Source organism: Methylobacterium sp. M6A4_1b (assembly GCF_053345175.1).
The window spans coordinates 92,472-112,582 of sequence record NZ_JBKEZQ010000009.1; the positions used below are offsets into that span (position 1 = coordinate 92,472).

Genomic DNA, 20,111 nt, shown 5'->3' on the forward strand with positions numbered 1-20,111 from the left:
GGCCGATCGATCTCAGACCCGATCGGGCAGGCGGTGGCGGCTCAGGCCACCCACTCGCCCGCCCGCATCACCGGGACCGCCCGACCCTCGGCGGAGAGACCGTCGACGTCGATCTGGTCCGATCCGATCATCCAGTCGATGTGGATCAGGCTGCGGTTGGCCCCGCGCGCCGCGAGGTCGTCCTCGCTGAAATCCACGCCGCCGTTGCGGAAGCACTTGCTGTAGGCCTGGCCCAGGGCGATGTGGCTCGCGGCGTTCTCGTCGTAGAGGGTGTTGTAGAACAGGAGGCCCGAGGCGGAGATCGCCGAGGAGGCCGGCACCAGGGCGACCTCCCCGAGGCGGCGCGCGCCCGCGTCGGTCTCCAGCACCTTGGCGAGCACATCGCCGCCGGTGCGGGCGCTGGCCTCGACGATGCGCCCCCCCTCGAAGCGCACCTGGATGCCGTCGATCAGGGTGCCCTGGTAGGAGAGCGGCTTGGTGCTGGTGACGGTGCCGTCCACCCGGTCCTTGTGCGGGGTGGTGAACACCTCCTCGGTGGGGATGTTGGCGTTGCAGACGATGCCGTTGCGGGAGGCCGAAGCGCCGCCGCACCATTCGTGGTCGTCGGCGAGGCCCACCGTGAGATCGGTGCCGGGCCCGAAGAAGCGCAGGGCCGCGAAGCGATGGGCGTTGAGTGCCGCCATCCGGGCATGCAGGGCGGCGTTGTGCGCCTCCCAGGCCGCCACCGGATCGGGTCCGTCGACGCGCGAGGCCGCGAAGATCGCATCCCACAGGCGTGACACGGCCTCGGCCTCCGGCAGATCCGGGAACACCGTGCGCGCCCAGGGGGCCGTCGCCGCAGAGACGATGGTCCAGTTGGTCGAAAAGTTGGCGATGAGCTCGAGCGCCGGCACATAGGCCTTGGACCGGGCGCGGTTGGCGCGTGCCACCTTGGCCGAGTCCTGGCCGGCGAGGAGGGAGGGGTCGTCGCCCGCGATGGCGAGGCGGGCCGCGCCGTTGCGGTAGGCCTCGGCCATGCTGCTGTAGAGCCAGCCGGCGGCGGTGTCGAAGGCCGCGTCGGGGGCGTAGGCGAACCGCGCCAGGGTGGCGGCGTCGTCCGCGTAGAAGGTGGTGACCAGGGAAGCGCCGGCCTTGTAGGCCTGCTCGGTGATCAGCCGGGCCAGCGGCACCGTCTCGAGCGGGGCGGTGATCACGAGTTCCTGACCGGGCTGGAGGCCCAGGCCGACCTTCACGGCGACCTCGGCCAGCCGCTGCAGGCGCTCGGCATGCTGCCCTCCTTGCGGCGGCGCGGCTCCGGTCGGTGTGGATCCAGCGTTTGTCTGCGCGATCCCGTCCATGCCTGTCTCCCGATGCTGCCTTCAGCGACGTGCGCTCAAGATCAGGTCTCGGGACGGCAGGTCAACCCTCGGTGGGCGCAGGCCGGACGGGTTGGCCGTGGCGGCGGTTCAGGCGGCGCGGGACCAGGTGATCTCGCCGAGGTTCTCGCGGAAAGCGAAGCGCAGGAGATGGTCGGAAACCACGTTCTCCAACCGCGTCAGGGCAGCCGGATCGGGGGTCGCAACCCGCATCAGAAGGGCGTCGGGACCGGCCTCGAAGGTGCAGACCCGGTCCTCGCCGAAGGGCACGCGGCCGGCATCCTCGGTGGCTTCCACCGGGAACTTGTGGCTCCAATGACGGCAGAGCTGCTTGAGGTAGCGGCTTGCCTCGGCCGTCGGGACTCTCGCCTGGGAAGTCGGCATCGAACGTGTCTCCTGCTCGGTCTTCGATCGCGACGTAAGATCTGTTCTCTCTTTAGAAGAGGCCGGAAGGGTTAAGACCCGGCTAACCCACCGCACTGCAACCAGCCGTCCGTCGTTGTCGTGCAACCTGTTCCGCCCGGCGCGGAGCCGATTTATGGCGCATTGCCGTCCACAATCTGGCAAACCTTTGTGCGCCGCACAACATCAATCCTGGCAATGCTGGCTCGGTTCCGACTAAAATTTTGTTGAGCCTTCGGAAAAGCCGAATGACGCCACGCCGGACGCGACTTGCGCCTGCGGAGCTTCGTCCAACAGGATCTTGCCGGGATTCAGGATGTTGCCCGGATCGAGGGCGGCCTTGAGGCTGCGCATCAGATCGAGGGCGACGGGGTCGGCGTAGCGCGCCAGTTCCGCGCGCTTGCGCAGGCCGACGCCGTGCTCGGCCGCGATCGAGCCGTCGAGCGCCGCGACGACGTCGTGGACGATCCGGTTGAAGCGATCCCAGGCGGCCAGGAAGGCGCCGGTGTCCATCCCCACGGGCTGGCTCAGGTTAAAGTGAATGTTGCCGTCGCCGAAATGCCCGAAGGCGCAGACGCGCAGACCCGGCATCTCCGCCTCGCAGGCTCGCGTCGCCCGGGCGAGGAACTCGGGCAGGCGGGAGAGCGGCACCGAGACGTCGTGCTTGATCGAGGCACCTTCGGCCTTCTGCACCTCCGACAGGCTTTCGCGCAGTTCCCAGAAGGCGTTCGCCTGCGCTTCGCTCGCCGCCAGGGCGGCGTCGTCGAGGAGCCCCTGGTTCTGGGCCCGGGCAAGGAACGCCTCCATCGACGCGCCGGCATCCTCGCCGGGGCGGGGGGTCGAGAGCTCCACCAGGGCGTAGGCCGCGTGCAACCCGGCCAGCGGCCGGCGCGCCCCGGCCCGATGGCGCAGGACGATCTCCAGGCCGAAGGGCGCGATGTACTCGAAGGCTGTCAGGCCTGCACCGGCCTCGGCCCGCAGGGATCGGAACAGGGCGAGGGCGGCCTCGGTCGAGCTGAGCCCGACGAAGGCCACGGACCGAGAGGCCGGCCGGGGGTAGAGCTTCAGCACCGCCGCCGTGATCAGACCGAGGGTCCCCTCCGAGCCGAGGAACAGATGCTTCAGGTCGTAGCCGGCATTGTCCTTGCGCAGTCCCTTCAGCCCGTTCCAGATCCGGCCGTCGGCCAGCACCACCTCGAGGCCGAGGACGAGATCGCGGGCATTGCCGTAGGCGAGGACCGCCGTGCCCCCCGCATTGGTGGAGAGGTTGCCGCCGATCCGGCAGGAGCCCTCGGAGGCGAGGGAGAGCGGGAACAGCATCCCGGCCTCCGCGGCGGCGGCCTGCACGTCGGCCAGCACCATCCCGGCCTCCACCGTGATGCTGGCATTGACGGGATCGAGCGCGCGCAGCCGGTTCAGCCGCGCCAGGGAGAGGACGATGCCTCCCTGTGGCAGGCCGCCTCCGACGTGGCCGGTGTTGCCGCCCTGGGCCACCACCGGCACTCTTGCCTCGGCGCAGGCGCGCGCCACCCGGGCCACCGCCTCCGTGTCGGCGGGCCGCACCACTGCCAGGGCATGGCCGCGCTGCAGGCCGCGGGTCTCGGCGAGGTAGGGCGCGAGGTCGGCCGGGTCCGTCAGGACATGGTCGGCGCCGAGATGCGCGGCGAGTTGCGCAAGCAGGCGGGAAGGGTCGGTCACCACGGGTCTCGCAACGGCAGGCCGCGGGTGGCGGCGGGATGGCGCGGCCGGGCCTCCCGCCTATGATAGGGATGGCGCGGCGTCCTGTGCAGGGCGAGCGACGGGGCGCCGCGCCGCATCGGCCGAGAGAAGAGGTTGGAGAGACCCATGCTGTCCGTGATCCCGAATCCGCCCCGCACCGCCTTGCCGATCGTCGGCAGCGACGATTTCTTCCCGGTCCGGCGGGTCTACTGCGTCGGCCGCAACTACGCCGCGCACGCTCGCGAGATGGGCAAGGACCCCGATCGGGAGCCGCCCTTCTTCTTCATGAAACCCGCCGACACCCTGCAGATCGTGACCGGCGACGCGGCGGCCGACCATCCTTATCCGCCGCGCACCGAGAACTACCATTTCGAGGTCGAGATGGTGGCGGCTCTCGGGCTGGGCGGCCGCGACATCCCTGAGGCCTCCGCCCTCGACCACGTCTACGGCTACGCCGTCGGCCTCGACATGACCCGGCGCGACGTGCAGGACGAGGCCAAGCGCCTGGCGCGGCCCTGGGACCTCGCGAAATCCGCCGACGCCTCGGCGCCGATCGGGGCGCTCCATCCGGCCTCGGCCATCGGCCACCCGGTGCGCGGCGCCATCACCCTGGCGGTGGACTCGGCCGAGCGGCAGCGCGGCGATCTCTCCGAGATGATCTGGTCGATCCCCGAGCAGGTCGCGCTCCTGTCGACCTATTTCGAGCTGCAGCCGGGCGACCTGATCTTCACCGGCACGCCCTCGGGCGTCGGCGCGGTCCGGCGCGGGGAGACGATGGCGGCCGCCATCGACGGACTCGGCGCCATCCGCCTGCGCGTCGTCTGAGCCGCATGCTCCTCCAAAAACCCTGGATGCGGCGCCTGATCCACTACGGCGCCCTGGCCACGCGCGGCATGACGCTGGGCGTTCGGGGGGTCGCCATCGACGGGGAGGGGCGGGTCTGCCTCGTCCGGCACACCTACGTGGCGGGCTGGCACCTGCCGGGCGGCGGCATCGAGGCGGGCGAGAGCGCGGTGACGGCGATGGTCCGGGAGTTCCGCGAGGAGGCCGAGATCGTGGTCGATCCCGGCCGTCCGATGCAACTGCACGGATTCTACCACAACCTCTCGGCGGTCGGCCGCGACCACGTCGCCCTCTACGTAGCCACCGGCTTCTCGGTGCTGGCCCCGAAGCGCCCCGATCGCGAGATCGCGGCCTGCGGCTTCTATCCCCTGGATGCGCTTCCGGCCGAAACCACCGCCGCCACCCGGGCTCGCCTGCGCGAGATCCGCGAGGGCCTGGCTCCGGCCGCGCATTGGCAGCCGTGATCAGCCGGCGTGACGCCGGCAAACGGTCCCGGTCGTCGGCGCGGGGATTCAGCGCTTGCAACGCCCGGCGGAATGGTGTTTAGAGACGCCGTCCGGGGCCGTCGGCGGGTTCTTTCCCACCAGCGGCGCGGTTGTGAGCGGGTGTAGCTCAGGGGTAGAGCACAACCTTGCCAAGGTTGGGGTCGAGGGTTCGAATCCCTTCGCCCGCTCCAATTTACCGAACGAGACGACCGGAGCGACAGCCGCTGAGAGGCGGTTTTTTGCTTCGTTGAGACGACGAACCGTCCCGGCGCGAGGGTCTCCTCGGGCATGACGGGTGTGAGCGGGTGTAGCTCAGGGGTAGAGCACAACCTTGCCAAGGTTGGGGTCGAGGGTTCGAATCCCTTCGCCCGCTCCAAATTTCCCAACCAGGACCAACCGATCCAGCGCTCTTCGGGGCGTTTTTGCGTTTCAGTGCCGTGGATTGGCGGCGGCACCTCACGCCGTTTCGAAATCCGCGATACGGCCGGCCCGGTAGGCCGCCGGGGTCACCGCGAAGCGGCGACGGAAGTGCCGGCGCAGGCTCGCGGCCGTGGCGAAGCCCGCCGCCTCGGCGATGGCCTGGAGCGGCTCGTCCGCCTGATCCAGCAGGTCCCGGGCGCGGGCGAGCCGCAGGTCGAGGAGCCAGCGGGCCGGCGTCGTGCCGGTGGCGGCGGAGAAGCGCCGGAGAAGCGTCCGCGAACTCATGCCGGCGCGGTCGGCGAGGTGGGCGACCGGCCATTCGCGGGCCGGCTCCGCCCGCATCGCGTCGAGCAGCGGGCCGATCCGCGCCGCCTCGTGGAGCGCCGGGACCGCCCCCGCGACGACCTGGGCCTGGCCGCCGTCGCGGTGCGGCGGGACGACGAGGCGCCGCGCGACGTCATTGGCGGCGGACGGCCCGAAATCGCGGCGCACGAGGTGCAGGCAGAGGTCGATCCCGGCAGCCGAGCCGGCGGAGGTCAGGATCGCGCCCTCGTCCACGTAGAGCACGTCGGGGGTGAAGCGGATGCCGGGATGGCGTGCCGCCAGCGCCGCGGCATGGCGCCAATGCGTGGTGGCGCGGCGCCCCTCCAGGAGGCCCGCCGCGGCGAGGACGAAGACGCCGGAGCAGATCGACAGGATGCGCGCTCCGCGGGCGGCGGCCCCGCGCAAGGCGGCGGCGAGGGGCTCGGGCACCGGCATCTCCGCGCCGCGCCAGCCCGGAACCACGATGGTGCCGGCCCGGTCCAGGAGATCGAGCCCGCCATCGGCGAGGAGGCGCACCCCGCCCTCGGCCCGCATCGGACCGGGATCGACCGCGGCCACGGCGAAGCGGTACCAGTCCGGTCCCATTTCAGGGCGCGCCAAACCGAAGATCTCCACGGCGACGCCGAACTCGAAGGTGCAGAGCCCGTCATAGGCCAGCACCACCACGAGGCGGTCGGCGGGGGCGAGGCGGGCCAGCGGGTTTGGCATGATCGGGACGCTAACTGGCAATCCGGCCCGCCGCCAAGTCCCACGCCCGCTGCTAGGTCTGTCCGGCCCCGAGACGGAGACCGACGATGAGTGCCGTGACCGCCATCCCCGCCTGCCCGCCCGCCATCGCGCGCGATCACTTCCGGCGACGCCTTGCGCTGGAGACCGACTGTGCCGACGTGGCATCCGCCCTGGCGGCCGATCCGGCCGACTTCGTCCTGCTACACGCGGTCGGGTCGGAGGCGGCGTTCCGGCGCCGTCATATCCCGGGCGCGGTGCACCTGTCGCACCGCCTGATCACCGCCGAGCGGCTGGCCGCCTGGCCCGCGGACACGCTGTTCGTGGTCTACTGCGCCGGCCCCCACTGCAACGGGGCCGACCGGGCGGCCCTGCGGCTCGCCGAGCTCGACAGACCGGTCAAGCTCATGCTCGGCGGGCTCACGGGCTGGGCCGACGAGGGCCTGGCCTTCGCAGAAGACCTTTCGCCGATGGGTGAATCCTGAAACTGGGCAGCAGCGGACAGTCGGCTCTTCAACCTTCCTTTACCATAGGGAGAACAAAGTTGCCGTCGGGGCGGCGCCTGGGTCCGCCCCCAGCCGGACGGCCATGTTCCTGTTCACGACGCCTCCCGCCAATGCCCGAGATCCCGGTGCCAGCCGGGACCTGGGTACGCGCGACAGCGCTGCCGGGCGCGCGGGCGCGCAGGGCGGGGTCGTCGACGCGATCCGCGACGGGGCGCAGACCTCCGGCGCGGGCTTCGACTATCTCCTGGCCACGGCGCAGCGGGAATCCTCCCTCGATCCCTCCGCCAAGGCCGCGACCTCCTCGGCCACCGGGCTTTTCCAGTTCATCGAGCAGACCTGGCTCGGCACCATGAAGACCGCCGGGCCCCGGCTCGGCCTCGGAACCTATGCGGACGCGATCACCAAGGGGGCCGACGGCACCTACACGGTGAGCGACCCGGCGGCCAAGCAGACCATTCTGGACCTGCGCCGCGATCCCCGCATCGCCGCCACCATGGCGGGCGCTCTCACCGAGCGGAACCGCGAGACCCTGACCAGCGCCCTCGGGCGCGAGCCCACCGGCGGCGACCTCTACGCCGCCCACGTGCTCGGCGCGCGCGGAGCCGCCGCCCTCATCGCCACGGCCCAGGCGAGCCCCGCCCGGGCCGCCGCCCTCGACATGCCGGAGGCGGCCGCCGCCAATCGCGGCCTGTTCTACGACCGGACCGGGCGTCCGCGCGGCGCGGCCGAACTCTACGCCCACCTCGCCACGGCCCGCTCGGGCACCGCGCCGAGCACGCCCACCGCCACGATCGCGCTGCCCGAAGGCACCACCGCCTACGCCTCCCTCAACGAGGGCGGCCTGCGCTCGATGTTCCAGACCGATCCTCGGCAGCAGGGCGGCGTCTCGGCCGGGGTCGCGCGCCTCTGGCAGGGTCGCGGCGCCGGGCAGGAGGCGAGCCGTCCGGAGCCCGCTCGCGCCGCACCGACCTATTTTCCGCGCTCGGACGGCACCGAAGGCGCGCCCGCGCCCCTCGCCGCCCCGGCCGTCGCCGCCAGCGCCGCTCCCGCCGCTCCCGCCGCCACGGCGGCCCTCATCGGAACGCCGCTGCCGCCGCGCCGTCCGGCGGAATTCGGCGCCTCCGCGCAGCCGGCCCGCGCCGGCGCTCCCCTCGACCTGTCCCTCTTCACGATCCGGAGCGGCTCATGATCATCCGCCAGTTCCTCGCCTGGACGCAGCACACCTCCGCGGCGCGACGGGCGGAGGCCGCGGGTGCCCTGGCCCGCGCCTATCTCTATGGCGGTCTCGGCGAGGACGTGGCGTGGGAGGCGGAAGCCGCGCTCCTCGCCCTCCTCGACGATCCCTCCAGCCTGGTGCGCCGGACCCTGGCCGAAGCCTGCGCGGCCTGCGCGAACGCTCCGCGCACCCTGATCGTGGCGTTGGCGGGCGACCAGGCCGAGATCGCCACCCTGGTGCTGGCCCGCTCACCGGTGCTGAGCGATGCCGATCTCGTCGACGGCGTCGCCATCGGGTGCGTCGCCGCTCGCCGCGCCATCGCGAGCCGGATCGACCTGTCACCGGCCGTCGCCGGGGCGCTTGCCGAGATCGCCGAGGCCGAGGCTCTGGTCGTGCTGGCCCGCAACCGCAGCGCCCACATCACCACCGGCAGCCTGATGCGGATGGTGGAGCGCCATGGCGACGTCGCCGCCCTGCGCGAGGCGGTCCTGGCCCGGCCCTACCTGCCCCTCGAGGTACGCCAGAGCGTGACCACGCGCCTCGCCGAATCGCTCTCCGCCTTCGCGGTGTCGTCCGGCTGGCTCACGCCGGCCCGCAGCGCGCGCGCCAGTCGCGAGGCGCAGGAGCGAACGACCCTGGCCTTCTGCGCCGAGGCCCATCCCGTCGACCTCGCCCGCCTCGTCGCCCACCTCAAGGCCGAAGGCCAGCTCAATGCCGGCCTTCTGCTGCGGGCGATCCTCTCCGGCAACATGGCCTTCGCCGAGATGGCGCTCGCCGACCTCGCCGGTCTCCCGGTCCGCCGGGTGGCCGGGCTGATGCACGATGCCTCGAGCGCCGCCTTCGCGGCCCTGCACCGCAAGGCCGGACTGCCGCCGGTTCTGCTGCCGGCCTTCAGCGCGGCGCTCTCGGCCTGGCGCGAAGCCGGGCAGGGCACCATCACCAGCGCCGGGGCGGGCCTGTCGCGTCTGATGATCGAGCGGGCGCTGACCGCCTGCGAGACGATGCCCTTCGCCGAGGCGCAGAGCGTCATGGCCCTCCTGTCCCGCTTCGAGGCGGAGGCCGCCCGCGACGAGGCGCGGGTGCTGGCCCGCGAAATCGCCGCCGAGGCCGAGCGGAGCGAGATCCTGCGGATCGAGCGCGAGATCCTCGACGGCGAGTGGCGAGAGGCCCAGCGTCAGGTCCTCGTGGACTGGGACGTCCCGCAGGCGGTGGAGACCGCACAGGCTCAAGCGGCCCCCGAACACGGCGCCGAGAAGGCCGGGGAGATCACGGAGGAAATCGCGCAGGAGATCCCGATCGTGGCGACCGTCCCGGCTCTGGAGGACCTACCAACGGTGGACAACCTGCCAACGGTGGCGGAAGGGTCGGTCCCGGAGGCGCCGGTGGAAGCGGACGCCGTCGCGGATGCAGAGATCCAGGCCGCCGTTCCGGGCCGGGCACCTTCCGGCGACGAGGCGACCCGGACCGATCCGGTGGGCCTGATCCTCGACGGTCTCTCCGACGCGCTGCTCGCCGAGTTCGAGGGAAGCCGCGCGCGCAACCGCGCACTCGCCACGGAGGTCGTGCTCGATGCGATCCCCGAGGCGCTGATCGCGAGCTACCGGGAGGACCGGGCGCGGCTCGCCGCCTGACCGGCGATCAGCCGAACTGCTCGCGCAGGATACGCTCGTCGAGGCTGTGGCCGGGGTCGTGCAGCAGGGTCAGGCTGGTGGCATGGTCGAGCCAGGTCTCCACCGTGCAGACCCGCCGGAACTCGGTGTGGTCGGCCACCGCCGCCACCGGCCGGTGCGCCGCGTCGAGCACCTCGATGAGGATGCGGGCATGATCCGGCAGCAGGGCCCCGTGCCAGCGCCGGGGCCGGAAGGCCGAGATCGGCGTCAGGGCCAGGAGCCGGGCGTTGAGGGGCAGGATCGGGCCACCCACCGACAGGTTGTAGGCGGTGGACCCGGCCGGGGTCGCTGCGAGCACGCCGTCCGCGATGAGCTCCGGCAGGCGCACATGGCCGTCAACCGAGATCCGCAGCTTGGCGGTCTGGTGCGTCTGGCGCAGCATGTAGACCTCATTCAGGGCGCGGGCCTGATGCCGGCGCCCCTCGGTATCCACGGCTTCCATCATCAGCGGATGGATGATGCTGCGCTTGGTGCTTTCCAGGCGCTCGATCAGGCCGTCCTCGCGGAACTCGTTCATGAGGAAGCCGACGGTGCCACGGTTCATGCCGTAGATCGGCTTCCCGGCATGCATGAAGCGGTGCAAGGTCTGGAGCATCAGCCCGTCGCCGCCCAGCGCCACCACCACGTCCGCCTCGTCGGGCGGCACGTGGTCGTAGCGGCGCATCAGGGTCGCGGCCGCCTGGCGGGCGTCCTCCGTGGGACTCGCGACGAAGGCGAGCCGTTCGAAACGCCGGGCCATGGGCTCACATCCGCCTTGCCGACCACCTTGCCGACGCGGAGCATTCGCTCCAGCGTCCCGATTCCAGTCCTGCCGGCATCCCCGCCGGCCCGTTCCCGCCGGTGGAGCGGCAGAGCCCTGGTCGGAGACCCATAGCATGGAGCGGCCGCTTCTCGTCTACACCACCTTCCCCGATGCCGGTACCGCCCTGACAGTCGGAGAGGCGCTGGTGCGGCTGCGCCTCGCGGCCTGCGTCAACGTCCTGCCGGGGATGCTCTCCGTCTACGCCTGGAAGGGCGCGGTGGAGCACGGATCCGAGGTCGTCGCGATCCTGAAGAGCCGGGAGGGCCTGGCGGAGGCCTTGAGCGAAGCCCTGAAGGCCCGCCACCCCTACGAGACGCCGATCATCCTGCACCTGCCCGTGGCGGGGGCCGACCCGGATACCGCGGCCTGGATCGCGGCAGAGACTCAAGGGCCGCCGATCGGGTAGCTTCGACCCTTCCACAGGGGCGTGCCGCTGCCCTTGCGCCGGAGGAGGGCGTTCCACTGGATCGCCAGGGCGACGAGGACCGTCGCCGGATGCAGGAGAATCGTCCCCAGGGGCTCGCGGGTGACGAGCGTGATCGCGGCGCGGGTCGCCAGGGAGGCGAGGGCGGCCGCGAAGGCCAGGAACGCGGCGTGGCCGGATCCGAGACCGAGCAGGCCCGCCAGCAGCAAGAGCCACGGCAGCACGTGTCCGCCGGCCAGCAGCAGGGTCCAGACCGGCAGGGCCCGCGGCGTCGCCATACCCTCGTGGGCGTTCTTCGAGAAGCCGGCCCAGCTCTGGTCGAAGCCACGGTACATCCGGCAGGTCGCCAGGGCGTGGCCGGCGACGAGATCGGTCGGGTAGCCGGCCTGGCGGAGGCGGCGCGGCAGCACGACGCCGTCGTGCAGGCTGCCGCGCACGGCGCCGTGGCCACCGATCGCCGCGTAGGCCTCGCGCTCGACGAGGACGAGCTGGCCGCAGGCGGCCCCGAGGCTGGGGCGGAGGGACGCGCGCATCATCGCCATCGGCAGGTAGCCGAGAAGCAGGAAGTTGATCATCGGCACCGTCAGGCGCTCGCCCAGCGAGCCCATGCGCTGCCGCGGTACGCCGCTGACCAGGGCACTCTCGGTCCGTCGTGCATGGGCGGCGAGGGAGGCCGCCGCCGCCGGTGCGAGGGTCACATCCGCATCGACGAACAGGAGATGTGTCCCGGTCGCGGCCTCGGCCAGGCGCGCGCAGGCGTGGTTCTTCCCCGTCCAGCCCTCGGGCAGGGGTGGGATGGGAACGAGGCGCAGGCGCGGATCCTCGTCGGCGATGGCGGAGACGATGGCGGCGGTCTCATCGGTGGAATGGTCGTCGCCGACGAGGACCTCGAGGGTGACGCCGGCGCTGCCCAGGGCCGCCCGCACCGTCGCGGCGATCACCGCGGCCTCGTTGCGGGCCGGAATCAGGACCGAGACCCGGGCCCGGACGTCGAGGTCCGGCTCGGGCGTCCGCAGGATCGAGAGGTTCACCCAGGCGACGAGGGCGGGCAAAGCCGCGCAGGCGAGGGCCAGGATCGCGAGACCGAGCATCACGGAACCGGATCTCCCTTCTGGCGGTGGGCCGGTTCGAAGCGCCGCCCCGCGAGGACCGCGGCGAGGCGCCGCCAGAGATCGTAGATCCCGCCGATCCCCTTGGCACCGGACGCGAGCGGCGTGAAGCGGCCCGCCTCGCGCGCGATCACGTCGGTGCCGAGGCGGTCGAGGGTCGCGGTCAGCTCCGCCTCCATCCGGGCGAGCCGCTCCGGCCGGGGCAGGGCGAGGAGGGCGGCGCCCGTCACCGGCGTGCCGAAGGCCGCGAAGGCTTCGCCACCGCGCTCCTCCCAGAAGGCGTATTCGAGAGCCAGCGGCACGAACAGCGCGTCGGGGGCGATCTCCGGCAGGCGGCCGACGCCGGCGCGCAGGGCCAGCGGCCGGGCACGGACGTCCTGGAAGCGCCCCTGCGCGGTGATCCAGATCATCCGGTTCGGCGCCCCCAGGATGCGCCGCGTCGCCTTCAAGAACTGAGCCGCGCCGCGGGCGGATTCGAGGTTCACCGCGAAGGCGCCCATCCGGGCGAAGACCGCGTACTTCTCCAGCATCCGCGCATCGAACGGCGCGTAGCTCTCGCGACGGGGGAACAGACGCCCGGCGAGCAGGATGACCACGGCGGCGTCCCACCAGGCCGGATGGTTGCAGTAGACCACGACCGGGCCGGGATGATCGGCGCAGGCCGGCACGCCCCAGCGGGCGAGCCGCAGGGCGTTGAGGTGGCGCCGCACGTAACGGTCGAAATACCCGACCATGAAACGCCACAGGGCAGGCGATCGGGCGGGGCCGTCCTCGCGGGACACGGGACGGCCCTCAGGCGCTGGCGCGCTCCTCGCCCCGTGCGTCGGTGTCGAGGGCATCCGCCGCGATCCAGCCCGACATCATCACCATCGGCATGCCAGGGCCCGGATGGGCCGCGCCGCCGGCGAGGTAGAGGCCGCGCACCTGCCGCGAGCGGTTGCCCGGCTTGAACGCGCCCATGAACTTGCCGTGGGAGGCGAGGCCGTAGATCGCGCCATTGAGCACCTTGTAACGCTCGTGGATGTCCTGCGGGGTCAGATGGCGCTCGACGACGATACGCTCCTCGAGGTCGGGCATGTTGGCCGTGCGCTTGAGCTTGTCGAGGATGACCCGCCGGTAGGCCGGGAACATCTTCGACCAGTCGTGATGCGGGCGGAGATAGGGCGTGTGGACGAGGACGTAGAGCGCCTCGCCGCCCTCGGGTGCCACCGATGGGTCGGTGGCGGAGGGAGCCGCCAGATAGGCGGTCGGGTCCGGGGCCGGCTCGCCCTTGTGGTAGATGTAGTCGAACTCCTCTTCCGGGTCGCGGGAGAAGACGAAGTCGTGGTGGTTCAGGTGCTCGTAGCGCTTGTTCAGCCCGAGATAGAGCACCACGCCGGAGCAGGCCGGCTCGAAGCTCTTCTTTTCGTAGGATTTGCCGACGTCGCCGCCGACGAGTTCGCGGTAGGTGCGCACCGAGTCCATGTTGGAGATCACCGCGTCGACCGGGGTGATGCCCGAGGCGGTCTTTACTCCCTTGACCGCGCCGCCCTCAATGGCGAGGCCCGAGACCTCGTCGCCGGGCCGGAGGGTGGCGCCGAGCTCGGAAGCCAGCTTCGTCAGGGCCTCGGCCACCGCGCGGGTGCCGCCCATCGGGTACCAGACCCCCTCGGCGGTCTGCATGTGCGCGATGGCGCAGAGCACGGCCGGGGCGCCGTAGGGCGAGGAGCCGACATACTGCACGAAATGGTCGAGCATCTGCGCGAGGCGCGCATCCTTCACCTTCGAGCGGATGGTGCCCGCCACCGACGAGCCCATGCGCAGGGACAGCACGTCCCGCAGGGTGCCGGGATTCATGTTGGCGCGGATGTTGATCGTGTCGAACAGGTCCTCGACCGGCTTCCAGAAGAAGAACTTGTTCGAGACGTCGTGCAGGTGCTCGGAGATCTCGAGGAACTTCTTGTAGCCCTCGCCGGCGCCGGTGCCGGGGGCGAAGCGCTCCATGTCGGCGGCCATGGTCGGCACGTCGGCCATCAGGTCGAGCTGGGTGTTGTCGTCGAAGAAGCAGCGCCATTGCGGATCGAGGCGGCGCAGGTCCAGGTAGTCGCGGATGTCGCGCCCGGCTTCCTGGAAGATCCGCTCCAGCACCTTCGGCACCGTGAGGATGGTCGGCCCCATGTCGAAGCGGAAGCCGCCCTCGTGCAGGACCGCGGCCTTGCCGCCGAGCCAGTCGTTCTTGTCGTAGAGCGTGACTTTGTGGCCGCGCGCGGCGCTCACGCAGGCAGCCGCCAGGCCGCCCAACCCTGCGCCGACGACGGCGACCGAAGACCCAGCCCGCATGTTCGTTTCACTCCCCGGGCCGGTCCGAAAGCCCATACCATGCATGAAGCTAGACCGGATCGCCGCGCGGTCAACGCGCTAACCGGTCGCGGCACGGACTGACGCCGTCTTCGCCCGTACCATCCTAGATCGTTCGCCGCGACACCAGCCCCAGCGCCATTCCCAGGCCCACCACCGTCACGGCGGCCATCACGCCCCAGGCGGGCAGGGCGGCGGCCCAGCCCTCGCCGAGGGCGTTCTGGTAGCCCTCGATGGCCCAGGCATTGGGGGTGAGCCAGCCGGCCGCCTGCAGCCAGGGCGGCATCAGGAAGCGGGGCACCATGCTGCCGCCCACCGCCGAGAGGAGCAGCACGCCGAAGGTGGCCGCCAGATGCGCCTGCTGACGGGTGGCGGAGGCCGCGCAGGCGGCCAGCGCGAGGCCGGCCGCCATGGCCGAGACCAGGACGGAGGTCACCAGCCAGGCGCCCGCATGAGGCAGGATGTCGACCCCGTGCAGGATGGCGGCGGCGCCGAAGATCAGCCCGGCCTGGACGAGACCCTGGCCCACCAGAAACAGGAACTTGCCGAGCACCACCACGGCGAGGCCGCCAGGCCCCGCCATGAGCCGGTCGGCGAGGCCGGACTGGCGCTCGTCCACGAGGGAAAGGGCGCCCTGCATGGCGGCGAAAAGCAGGAACACCGCCGTGATCGCCCCCGCATAGTAGCTGACCCGGTCGTTCGTCGCGCCCGAGGCGGTGCTGCGCCGCTCCACCAGGGACGCGAAGGCGAAGGGCTCCTTGCGGGCGCGCTGTTCGGCGAAGGCGGAGTTGAGGAAGGCGCGCTCGTCCGGGCCGATCTTACCCGAGCGCTCCACGTCGGCGACGATCCGGGCCAGGACCACGTCGGGGAGGGCCTCGTTGAGGACGCGCTGGAGCTGTCCGAGAGCGATCGGGGTGGCCAGGGCCTTGGCGGGGCTCTCGATCAGGACCACGGGCTGGTCGGCACGGGTCGAGCCGGCATCGAGGTCACCGCGCAGCACCAGCGCGACATCGACCTCGCCCCGGCGCACCGCCGCGACGGCGCCATCGAGGTCGGCGGCTAAGAGGCGCCCGACACGCAGGGACGGATCCGCCTCCAGCGCCTGCATCAGGCGCTGCGTCGTCGCCGTCCGAGCCAGGTCGAGCAGGCCGACATGGATGCGGATGCGGTCGCCCAGTGCCCCCGAGAAGATCGCGGCGAAGATCGTGAAGATCACGGTGGGCAGCACGAAGGCCATGACCAGGGCGGCGCGGTCGCGCATCAGGCCGAGCAGCATCACGCGGAAAGCGGCCGAGATCATGCGGCGGTCTCCCGCATACCGGCTCCATCGCCTGCCAGCGCCTCGCGATAGACCGCCTCCAGCCCGGGGGCGCGGATGCGGATCTCGGCGATGGGCACGCCCGCGTCCCGGAGGGCGCCGAGCAGGTTCGCGCCGTCGCGCAGCGAACCGCTCAGGCGGCGCGCCCGCCAAGTCGAGCCGGTATCGACGGGGACGAAGCCCGTCCGGCGCAGGACCGTGTCCGCCGCCGCATCGGCGGGAGCGGCGAGGACCGCCTCGTGCTCGGGTGCATCGGCGCGGATGCGGGCCAGGAGGTCGGACAGGCGGCCGTCGGTGACGATCCGCCCGCGGGCCAGGATCGCGACCCGGTCGGCGAGGCGCTCGGCCTCGGCGAAGTCGTGGGTGGCGACGAGGAGCGCGGTGCCGGCCTCGCGCAGGCGCCCGAGTACCGCGTGGATCGCCGCGCGGGCGTGGAGGTCGACCCCCTGCGTCGGCTCGTCGAGGAGGACGAGGCGCGGGCGTGCCATCAGGCTGGCGGCGATGTTGACGCGGCGCTGGTAACCGCCCGAGAGCAGACCGACCGGGCGCCGGGCGACCTCGGCGAGGGCGCAGAGCGCGATGCCGGTTGCCACCGCCTCGGCGCGCTCGCGTCGGGCGATGCCGGCGAGCTGGGCGAAGACCGACAGGTTCTCCGCGACCGAGAGGCGGGGATACAGGGCGATCTCCTGGGGCACCCAGCCGATGGCCCGGCGCGCCGATGGAGTCCGGTGCGGATCGTCGCCGGCCACGCGGACGCTGCCGGCCTTCGGGGCGAGCCGGCCGGCCACGAGGCGCATCAGCGATGTCTTGCCGGCGCCGTTGGGGCCGAGGAGGGCGAGGGTCTCGCCGGCGCCGAGGGCGAGGTCGACGCCCTCCAGCACGCGAGTGCCCCGATAGGCGAGGGCGGCCCCGGCCACGCGCAGGAGCGGCTCGGAACGGACGCTCATGCAGCGCTCAGCGAGGCGGCAGGGCGCGCGACAGGCGAACCCGCACGCCCACGCCCGGCTCCCGCACGATGAAGCGGGCGCGCGCGAAGTCGGGGCGGGCGGAGCGGGACGACTCGCCGGAGAACCCGTAGGGCTCGAGGGGCAGGCCGAGGCCGGTCCGGTCGAGGCGGCCATTGCCGTTGGTGTCCTGGTAGGCCACCGCCGCGTAGATCCCGGGCGCCACGTTCTGGAACACGAAGCGCTGCGCAGCGGCCCGGGGCGGCGCCTGCTGCCCGATCCGGCAATCGGCCTCGGACAGCCCGTCCTGGCACAGCGCGACGGAGAGGAGGCCGCCGGGCTCGATGCCCTCGACCTCCAGCGCCACGGAGGCGGCCCGGGCCGCCCCCGAAACGAGGAGGAGGGCGCAGCCGACCGCCAGGAGCCGCGGCGACCGCCTCAAGTGGCGTCGCCCGAGGCGGCGAGCGGTGCGGTCGTGGGAATGCCGGCGCTGGCGGCCCCGACGCGTCCAGCCGAGAGTTCCTCGATGAGGAGGCGGGCGGTGATGCGCGCTCCCTCGTAGATCACCGGCAGGCCGGAGCCCGGATGGGTGCCGCCACCGACGAGGTAGAGGCCCGGCCCGAAGCGGTTGTGCGGGCGAAAATAGAGCATCTGCATCAGGTCGTGGGCGAGGTTGAAGGTCGCGCCCTCGTGCACGAAGAAGTCGTCGCGCCACTCCGTCGGGTCGACGATGCGCTCGTAGCGGATGCGCTGCTCGATATCGCCGAGGCCAAGGCGCTTCAGGCGGTCGAGGACGAGCTGGCGATAGCTGACGCGCAAGCCTTTCCAGTCGATGCCGGCCTTCAGGTTCGGCACCGGCACCAGCACGTAGAGGCTGGTCTGGCCGGGGGGCGCCATGCCGCCGTCGGTGAAGCCCGCATGCTGCACGTAGAGCGAAGGCTGCATCGGCAGGATGCCGTCGGTGATCTCCCGGATGTTGCGGGCGTAATCCTCCGACAGCAGGATTGTGTGGTGGCCGAGCGCCTCAGGCATGGGCCCGTCGAGGCCGAGATAGAGCATGAAGGTCGAGCAGGAGAGACGCGCCTTCTCGATCTTGGCGTCGCGCCAGCGCGGGCGGTGCTGCTGCGGCACGAGATCCTGGATGACCTTGGCGAAGTCGCCGTTGATCACCACCGCATCGGCCTGCAGCGTCTCGCCGTTGCAGACGACGCCACTGGCGCGCCTGCCGTCGAACAGCACCCGCTCGACGCCCGCCCCGAGGCGGATGTCGACGCCCATCCGGCGGGCGAGACCCGCCATCGCCTCCGAGACGGCGCCGCAGCCGCCGACCGGATGATAGACCCCGTGCTCGTATTCGAGGAACGACAGGATGGTGAACAGGCTCGGGCACCGGAACGGCGACATGCCGAGGTACTTGGTCTGGAATGCGAAGGCGAGACGGACCCGCGGGTCCTTGAAGTAGCGCCGCAGGTCCTTGTCGACGCTGCGCCCCGGATGGAGGTGGGGCAGGGCGGCGATCATCGCCGGGGAGGCCATGGACCGAAGGGTGTGGAAGGCCTGCTCCAGGACCGGCTTGAAGAACTTCAGCTTGACCCGGTTGTCGGCGAAGAACTTGCGCACGTTCCTGGCGTCGTCGGGCGCGATGCGCGCCACCTCGGCCTCGAGCCGGTCCATGTCGTTGGTGGCGCGGATCTCGCCGCCCGCCTCGAACACAAGGTGGTACTGCGGATCGAGGCGCTCGAGCTTGACGTGGTCCTCGAGGCGCTCGCCGCAGGTCTCGAAGATATCGGCGAGGATCTGCGGATAGAGGAAGAAGGTCGGGCCGATGTCGAAGCGGAAGCCGCCGGGGGCCTCGACGGTCTTCGTGCGTCCGCCCACTGCCGGATCCTTCTCCAGCAGCGTGACGTGGACGCCGGCACGGGCGAGGAGGAGTGCGGTGGCGAGGCCGCCGGGACCGGCACCGACGATGATGACGCGGCGTCCGGACAGGGTCCGTAAGCCGTCCCGTGACTGCAACAACGCTCGCAACTCCCTCGTCTGCGCTCCATCTCTAAGCGCATGTGGCGCGCAAGAATGGTCCGTCCAGGGCTCGCAGCGCCCGGTGCGTAATCTTGACCGTAGCGGAGCGCGCGGCAATGGGGACGCAGTGTCGCGCGTGAAAGCTCCTTCGCAGCCGGGTCGTCCGCTCCGCGCTATCCCGTCCGGGCGAGGTGATGCAGGGCGATGGCGCCCGCGGTCGCGACGTTGAGCGAATCGAAGTCCGCTGCCATTGGAATCCGAAGGGTGCGCAGGCGCACCATCAGGTCGGACGGCAGGCCCGGCCCCTCGCTCCCGAGGAGGAGCAGGGATCGGTCAGGGGGCGCCAGGGACGCGAGGGTCTCGGCCCCGCCGGGGCTCAGGGCCAGGGGCTCCAGGGCGTGGCGCGCCGCGAAGGCGAGGAGCGCGTCGGCGTCTGTGAGTCGCAGGAAGGGCACGATCAGCGCGGCGCCGGCCGAGACGCGGATCGCCTTGCGGTAGAGCGGATCGCAGGTGCCGCCGTCGAGGAGCACCGCGTCGGCGCCGAAGGCGGCGGCGTTGCGGAACAGGCCGCCGACATTGTCGTGGTTGGTCAGGCCGACGAGACCGACCACGAGGGCCGGCGCCGGAGCGGGCGGCAGGAAGGGGAGCGCGTCGCCAGGCGTCTCCCCCCCGCGCAGGCCGACGCCGAGGACGCCGCGATGGATCGGAAACCCTGTGATCGCGCTCATCACGGGTTTCGCCGCTGTGTAGACGGGGACCGTCTCGGGCAGCCGGACCAGGGCCGCCTCCAGGCCGGCCAGCCGCTCGGGCGCCAGCAGAACCGACTCGAGGCCGAATCGCGCCCGGCCCGACAGCATCACCCGCAGGGTCACCTCGCCCTCGACGATGAAGCGGCCGGCACGCCCGACGAGGTCGCGCTCACGCATCGCCGTGTAGGGCGAGAGGCGCGGGTCTGCGGGATCGTCGATGGCGATCGGCGCGGACCGGGGCGGGGCGGCCAAGGCGGGCGTCAGGCGCTCGCCGGACGCCCGCCCATGCGCACCGCGAGCGGATCGGCCTCCGCCTTGGTCGGCACCTTCACCAGCGCCTCGCCGTCGAGGACGACCTCGCCGGCGACCGAACAGGTGCATTTCAGGCGGGCGCGACGGCGCTCCGGCACCAACTCCGCCACCTCGACGGTGACCTCGACCGTATCGCCGATGCGCACCGGCGCGCGAAAGTTCAGGGTTTGGCTGATGTAGACCGCGCCGGGTCCGGGCAGGCGGGTGCCGAGCACCGCCGAGATCAGGCCGGCGGTGTAGAGGCCGTGCGCGATGCGGGTGCCGAAGGGCGTGCGCGCCGCGAAATGCTCGGACAGGTGGATCGGATTGCGGTCGCCGGTGATCTCGGCGAAGCCCACCACGTCGGAGGCGGCGATGACCTTGTTCAGCGTCTCGGACAGGCCGACTTCGAGATCCTCGAAGTACAGGACGCGCAGTTCGGGCATCATCGG

20 protein-coding genes and 2 tRNA genes are annotated in these 20,111 nt (G+C 71.9%); 8 read left to right on the forward strand and 14 right to left on the reverse strand.

Annotated elements, in window-relative coordinates; genetic code table 11:
- Positions 1–41: 41 nt before the first annotated feature.
- The 3 genes from ACLBWX_RS11405 to ACLBWX_RS11415 all read right to left on the reverse strand — a co-directional run bounded on the left by ACLBWX_RS11405 (position 42) and on the right by ACLBWX_RS11415 (position 3,455).
- Complete coding sequence (locus ACLBWX_RS11405) at positions 42–1,337, reverse strand: aminopeptidase (protein ID WP_447677182.1); 1,296 nt, start codon at positions 1,335–1,337, stop codon at positions 42–44.
- Positions 1,338–1,445: 108 nt separating this feature from the next.
- The gene (locus ACLBWX_RS11410) at positions 1,446–1,739 is read right to left on the reverse strand and encodes a DUF2218 domain-containing protein (RefSeq protein ID WP_056468938.1); all 294 of its coding nucleotides are present in this window, start codon (positions 1,737–1,739) and stop codon (positions 1,446–1,448) included.
- A gap of 234 nt (positions 1,740–1,973) precedes the next feature.
- Positions 1,974–3,455: an FAD-binding oxidoreductase gene (locus tag ACLBWX_RS11415; protein ID WP_447677183.1), complete on the reverse strand. Its 1,482-nt coding sequence runs from the start codon at positions 3,453–3,455 to the stop codon at positions 1,974–1,976.
- Between the two features lie 147 nt (positions 3,456–3,602).
- Between ACLBWX_RS11415 and ACLBWX_RS11420 the strand changes: the two genes are divergently transcribed.
- From ACLBWX_RS11420 to ACLBWX_RS11435, 4 genes are all read left to right on the forward strand, one after another.
- Complete coding sequence (locus ACLBWX_RS11420) at positions 3,603–4,301, forward strand: fumarylacetoacetate hydrolase family protein (protein ID WP_447677184.1); 699 nt, start codon at positions 3,603–3,605, stop codon at positions 4,299–4,301.
- Positions 4,302–4,306: 5 nt separating this feature from the next.
- Positions 4,307–4,783, forward strand: a complete 477-nt coding sequence (locus tag ACLBWX_RS11425; RefSeq protein WP_447677185.1) for an NUDIX domain-containing protein — start codon at positions 4,307–4,309, stop codon at positions 4,781–4,783.
- A 137-nt stretch (positions 4,784–4,920) separates the two neighbouring features.
- Positions 4,921–4,995 (forward strand) — tRNA-Gly (locus ACLBWX_RS11430).
- 110 nt (positions 4,996–5,105) lie between these two features.
- Positions 5,106–5,180 (forward strand) — tRNA-Gly (locus ACLBWX_RS11435).
- A gap of 80 nt (positions 5,181–5,260) precedes the next feature.
- Here the strand turns inward: ACLBWX_RS11435 and ftrA are convergent.
- Positions 5,261–6,256 (reverse strand): transcriptional regulator FtrA, encoded by a 996-nt coding sequence (gene ftrA / locus ACLBWX_RS11440; RefSeq protein WP_447677186.1) that lies wholly within the window; start codon positions 6,254–6,256, stop codon positions 5,261–5,263.
- Positions 6,257–6,342: 86 nt separating this feature from the next.
- Here ftrA and ACLBWX_RS11445 point away from each other — a divergent pair, with 86 nt between their 5' ends.
- The 3 genes from ACLBWX_RS11445 to ACLBWX_RS11455 all read left to right on the forward strand — a co-directional run bounded on the left by ACLBWX_RS11445 (position 6,343) and on the right by ACLBWX_RS11455 (position 9,627).
- Positions 6,343–6,759, forward strand: coding sequence for a rhodanese-like domain-containing protein (locus ACLBWX_RS11445; protein ID WP_447677187.1), 417 nt, complete (start codon positions 6,343–6,345; stop codon positions 6,757–6,759).
- A gap of 103 nt (positions 6,760–6,862) precedes the next feature.
- The gene (locus tag ACLBWX_RS11450; RefSeq protein ID WP_447677188.1) at positions 6,863–7,969 is read left to right on the forward strand and encodes a lytic transglycosylase domain-containing protein; all 1,107 of its coding nucleotides are present in this window, start codon (positions 6,863–6,865) and stop codon (positions 7,967–7,969) included.
- A complete protein-coding gene (locus ACLBWX_RS11455; RefSeq protein ID WP_447677189.1) occupies positions 7,966–9,627 on the forward strand; it encodes a DUF2336 domain-containing protein in 1,662 nt (553 codons plus the stop codon). The genes ACLBWX_RS11450 and ACLBWX_RS11455 overlap by 4 nt, the downstream gene beginning before the upstream one ends.
- A 7-nt stretch (positions 9,628–9,634) precedes the next feature.
- On the opposite strand, the gene ACLBWX_RS11460 is transcribed toward ACLBWX_RS11455, so the two are convergent.
- Positions 9,635–10,405 carry an NAD kinase gene (locus ACLBWX_RS11460; RefSeq protein WP_447677190.1) on the reverse strand — a complete coding sequence of 257 codons (771 nt, stop codon included), beginning with the start codon at positions 10,403–10,405 and terminating at the stop codon, positions 9,635–9,637.
- A gap of 136 nt (positions 10,406–10,541) precedes the next feature.
- Here ACLBWX_RS11460 and cutA point away from each other — a divergent pair, with 136 nt between their 5' ends.
- A complete protein-coding gene (gene cutA, locus ACLBWX_RS11465; RefSeq protein WP_447677191.1) occupies positions 10,542–10,874 on the forward strand; it encodes a divalent-cation tolerance protein CutA in 333 nt (110 codons plus the stop codon).
- Here cutA and ACLBWX_RS11470 read toward each other — a convergent pair.
- The 9 genes from ACLBWX_RS11470 to croR all read right to left on the reverse strand — a co-directional run bounded on the left by ACLBWX_RS11470 (position 10,853) and on the right by croR (position 20,108).
- On the reverse strand, positions 10,853–11,983 hold the full coding sequence (locus ACLBWX_RS11470; protein WP_447677259.1) for a glycosyltransferase: 1,131 nt from the start codon (positions 11,981–11,983) through the stop codon (positions 10,853–10,855). The genes cutA and ACLBWX_RS11470 overlap by 22 nt on opposite strands.
- Complete coding sequence (locus ACLBWX_RS11475) at positions 11,983–12,735, reverse strand: lysophospholipid acyltransferase family protein (protein WP_447677260.1); 753 nt, start codon at positions 12,733–12,735, stop codon at positions 11,983–11,985. The genes ACLBWX_RS11470 and ACLBWX_RS11475 overlap by 1 nt, the downstream gene beginning before the upstream one ends.
- Positions 12,736–12,793: 58 nt before the next feature.
- On the reverse strand, positions 12,794–14,320 hold the full coding sequence (locus tag ACLBWX_RS11480) for a phytoene desaturase family protein (RefSeq protein WP_447677192.1): 1,527 nt from the start codon (positions 14,318–14,320) through the stop codon (positions 12,794–12,796).
- A gap of 124 nt (positions 14,321–14,444) precedes the next feature.
- Entirely contained in the window at positions 14,445–15,638 is a 1,194-nt protein-coding gene (locus ACLBWX_RS11485) for an ABC transporter permease (protein WP_447677193.1), read from the reverse strand.
- Complete coding sequence (locus ACLBWX_RS11490; protein WP_447677194.1) at positions 15,635–16,603, reverse strand: ABC transporter ATP-binding protein; 969 nt, start codon at positions 16,601–16,603, stop codon at positions 15,635–15,637. The genes ACLBWX_RS11485 and ACLBWX_RS11490 overlap by 4 nt, the downstream gene beginning before the upstream one ends.
- A 7-nt stretch (positions 16,604–16,610) precedes the next feature.
- Positions 16,611–17,042 (reverse strand): DUF2141 domain-containing protein, encoded by a 432-nt coding sequence (locus tag ACLBWX_RS11495; protein ID WP_447677195.1) that lies wholly within the window; start codon positions 17,040–17,042, stop codon positions 16,611–16,613.
- Entirely contained in the window at positions 17,039–18,619 is a 1,581-nt protein-coding gene (gene crtI / locus ACLBWX_RS11500) for a phytoene desaturase family protein (RefSeq protein ID WP_447677196.1), read from the reverse strand. Before crtI ends, ACLBWX_RS11495 begins: the two co-directional genes overlap by 4 nt.
- Positions 18,620–18,792: 173 nt before the next feature.
- Positions 18,793–19,545, reverse strand: coding sequence for a TrmH family RNA methyltransferase (locus ACLBWX_RS11505; protein WP_447677261.1), 753 nt, complete (start codon positions 19,543–19,545; stop codon positions 18,793–18,795).
- A gap of 83 nt (positions 19,546–19,628) precedes the next feature.
- Positions 19,629–20,108 carry a 3-hydroxybutyryl-CoA dehydratase gene (gene croR, locus ACLBWX_RS11510; protein WP_056468990.1) on the reverse strand — a complete coding sequence of 160 codons (480 nt, stop codon included), beginning with the start codon at positions 20,106–20,108 and terminating at the stop codon, positions 19,629–19,631.
- Positions 20,109–20,111: the final 3 nt, after the last annotated feature.

Excerpts from the sequence above, each read along its gene's own strand:
- ACLBWX_RS11405 (WP_447677182.1), bottom strand. The coding sequence starts at position 1,337 with ATGGACGGGATCGCGCAGACAAACGCTGGATCCACACCGACCGGAGCC.
- ACLBWX_RS11410 (WP_056468938.1), bottom strand. The coding sequence starts at position 1,739 with ATGCCGACTTCCCAGGCGAGAGTCCCGACGGCCGAGGCAAGCCGCTAC.
- ACLBWX_RS11420 (WP_447677184.1), top strand. The coding sequence starts at position 3,603 with ATGCTGTCCGTGATCCCGAATCCGCCCCGCACCGCCTTGCCGATCGTC.
- ACLBWX_RS11425 (WP_447677185.1), top strand. The coding sequence starts at position 4,307 with ATGCTCCTCCAAAAACCCTGGATGCGGCGCCTGATCCACTACGGCGCC.
- ftrA (WP_447677186.1), bottom strand. The coding sequence starts at position 6,256 with ATGCCAAACCCGCTGGCCCGCCTCGCCCCCGCCGACCGCCTCGTGGTG.
- ACLBWX_RS11445 (WP_447677187.1), top strand. The coding sequence starts at position 6,343 with ATGAGTGCCGTGACCGCCATCCCCGCCTGCCCGCCCGCCATCGCGCGC.
- ACLBWX_RS11450 (WP_447677188.1), top strand. The coding sequence starts at position 6,863 with ATGTTCCTGTTCACGACGCCTCCCGCCAATGCCCGAGATCCCGGTGCC.
- ACLBWX_RS11455 (WP_447677189.1), top strand. The coding sequence starts at position 7,966 with ATGATCATCCGCCAGTTCCTCGCCTGGACGCAGCACACCTCCGCGGCG.
- ACLBWX_RS11460 (WP_447677190.1), bottom strand. The coding sequence starts at position 10,405 with ATGGCCCGGCGTTTCGAACGGCTCGCCTTCGTCGCGAGTCCCACGGAG.
- cutA (WP_447677191.1), top strand. The coding sequence starts at position 10,542 with ATGGAGCGGCCGCTTCTCGTCTACACCACCTTCCCCGATGCCGGTACC.
- ACLBWX_RS11470 (WP_447677259.1), bottom strand. The coding sequence starts at position 11,983 with ATGCTCGGTCTCGCGATCCTGGCCCTCGCCTGCGCGGCTTTGCCCGCC.
- ACLBWX_RS11475 (WP_447677260.1), bottom strand. The coding sequence starts at position 12,735 with ATGGTCGGGTATTTCGACCGTTACGTGCGGCGCCACCTCAACGCCCTG.
- ACLBWX_RS11480 (WP_447677192.1), bottom strand. The coding sequence starts at position 14,320 with ATGCGGGCTGGGTCTTCGGTCGCCGTCGTCGGCGCAGGGTTGGGCGGC.
- ACLBWX_RS11485 (WP_447677193.1), bottom strand. The coding sequence starts at position 15,638 with ATGATCTCGGCCGCTTTCCGCGTGATGCTGCTCGGCCTGATGCGCGAC.
- ACLBWX_RS11490 (WP_447677194.1), bottom strand. The coding sequence starts at position 16,603 with ATGAGCGTCCGTTCCGAGCCGCTCCTGCGCGTGGCCGGGGCCGCCCTC.
- ACLBWX_RS11505 (WP_447677261.1), bottom strand. The coding sequence starts at position 19,545 with ATGCGTGAGCGCGACCTCGTCGGGCGTGCCGGCCGCTTCATCGTCGAG.
- croR (WP_056468990.1), bottom strand. The coding sequence starts at position 20,108 with ATGATGCCCGAACTGCGCGTCCTGTACTTCGAGGATCTCGAAGTCGGC.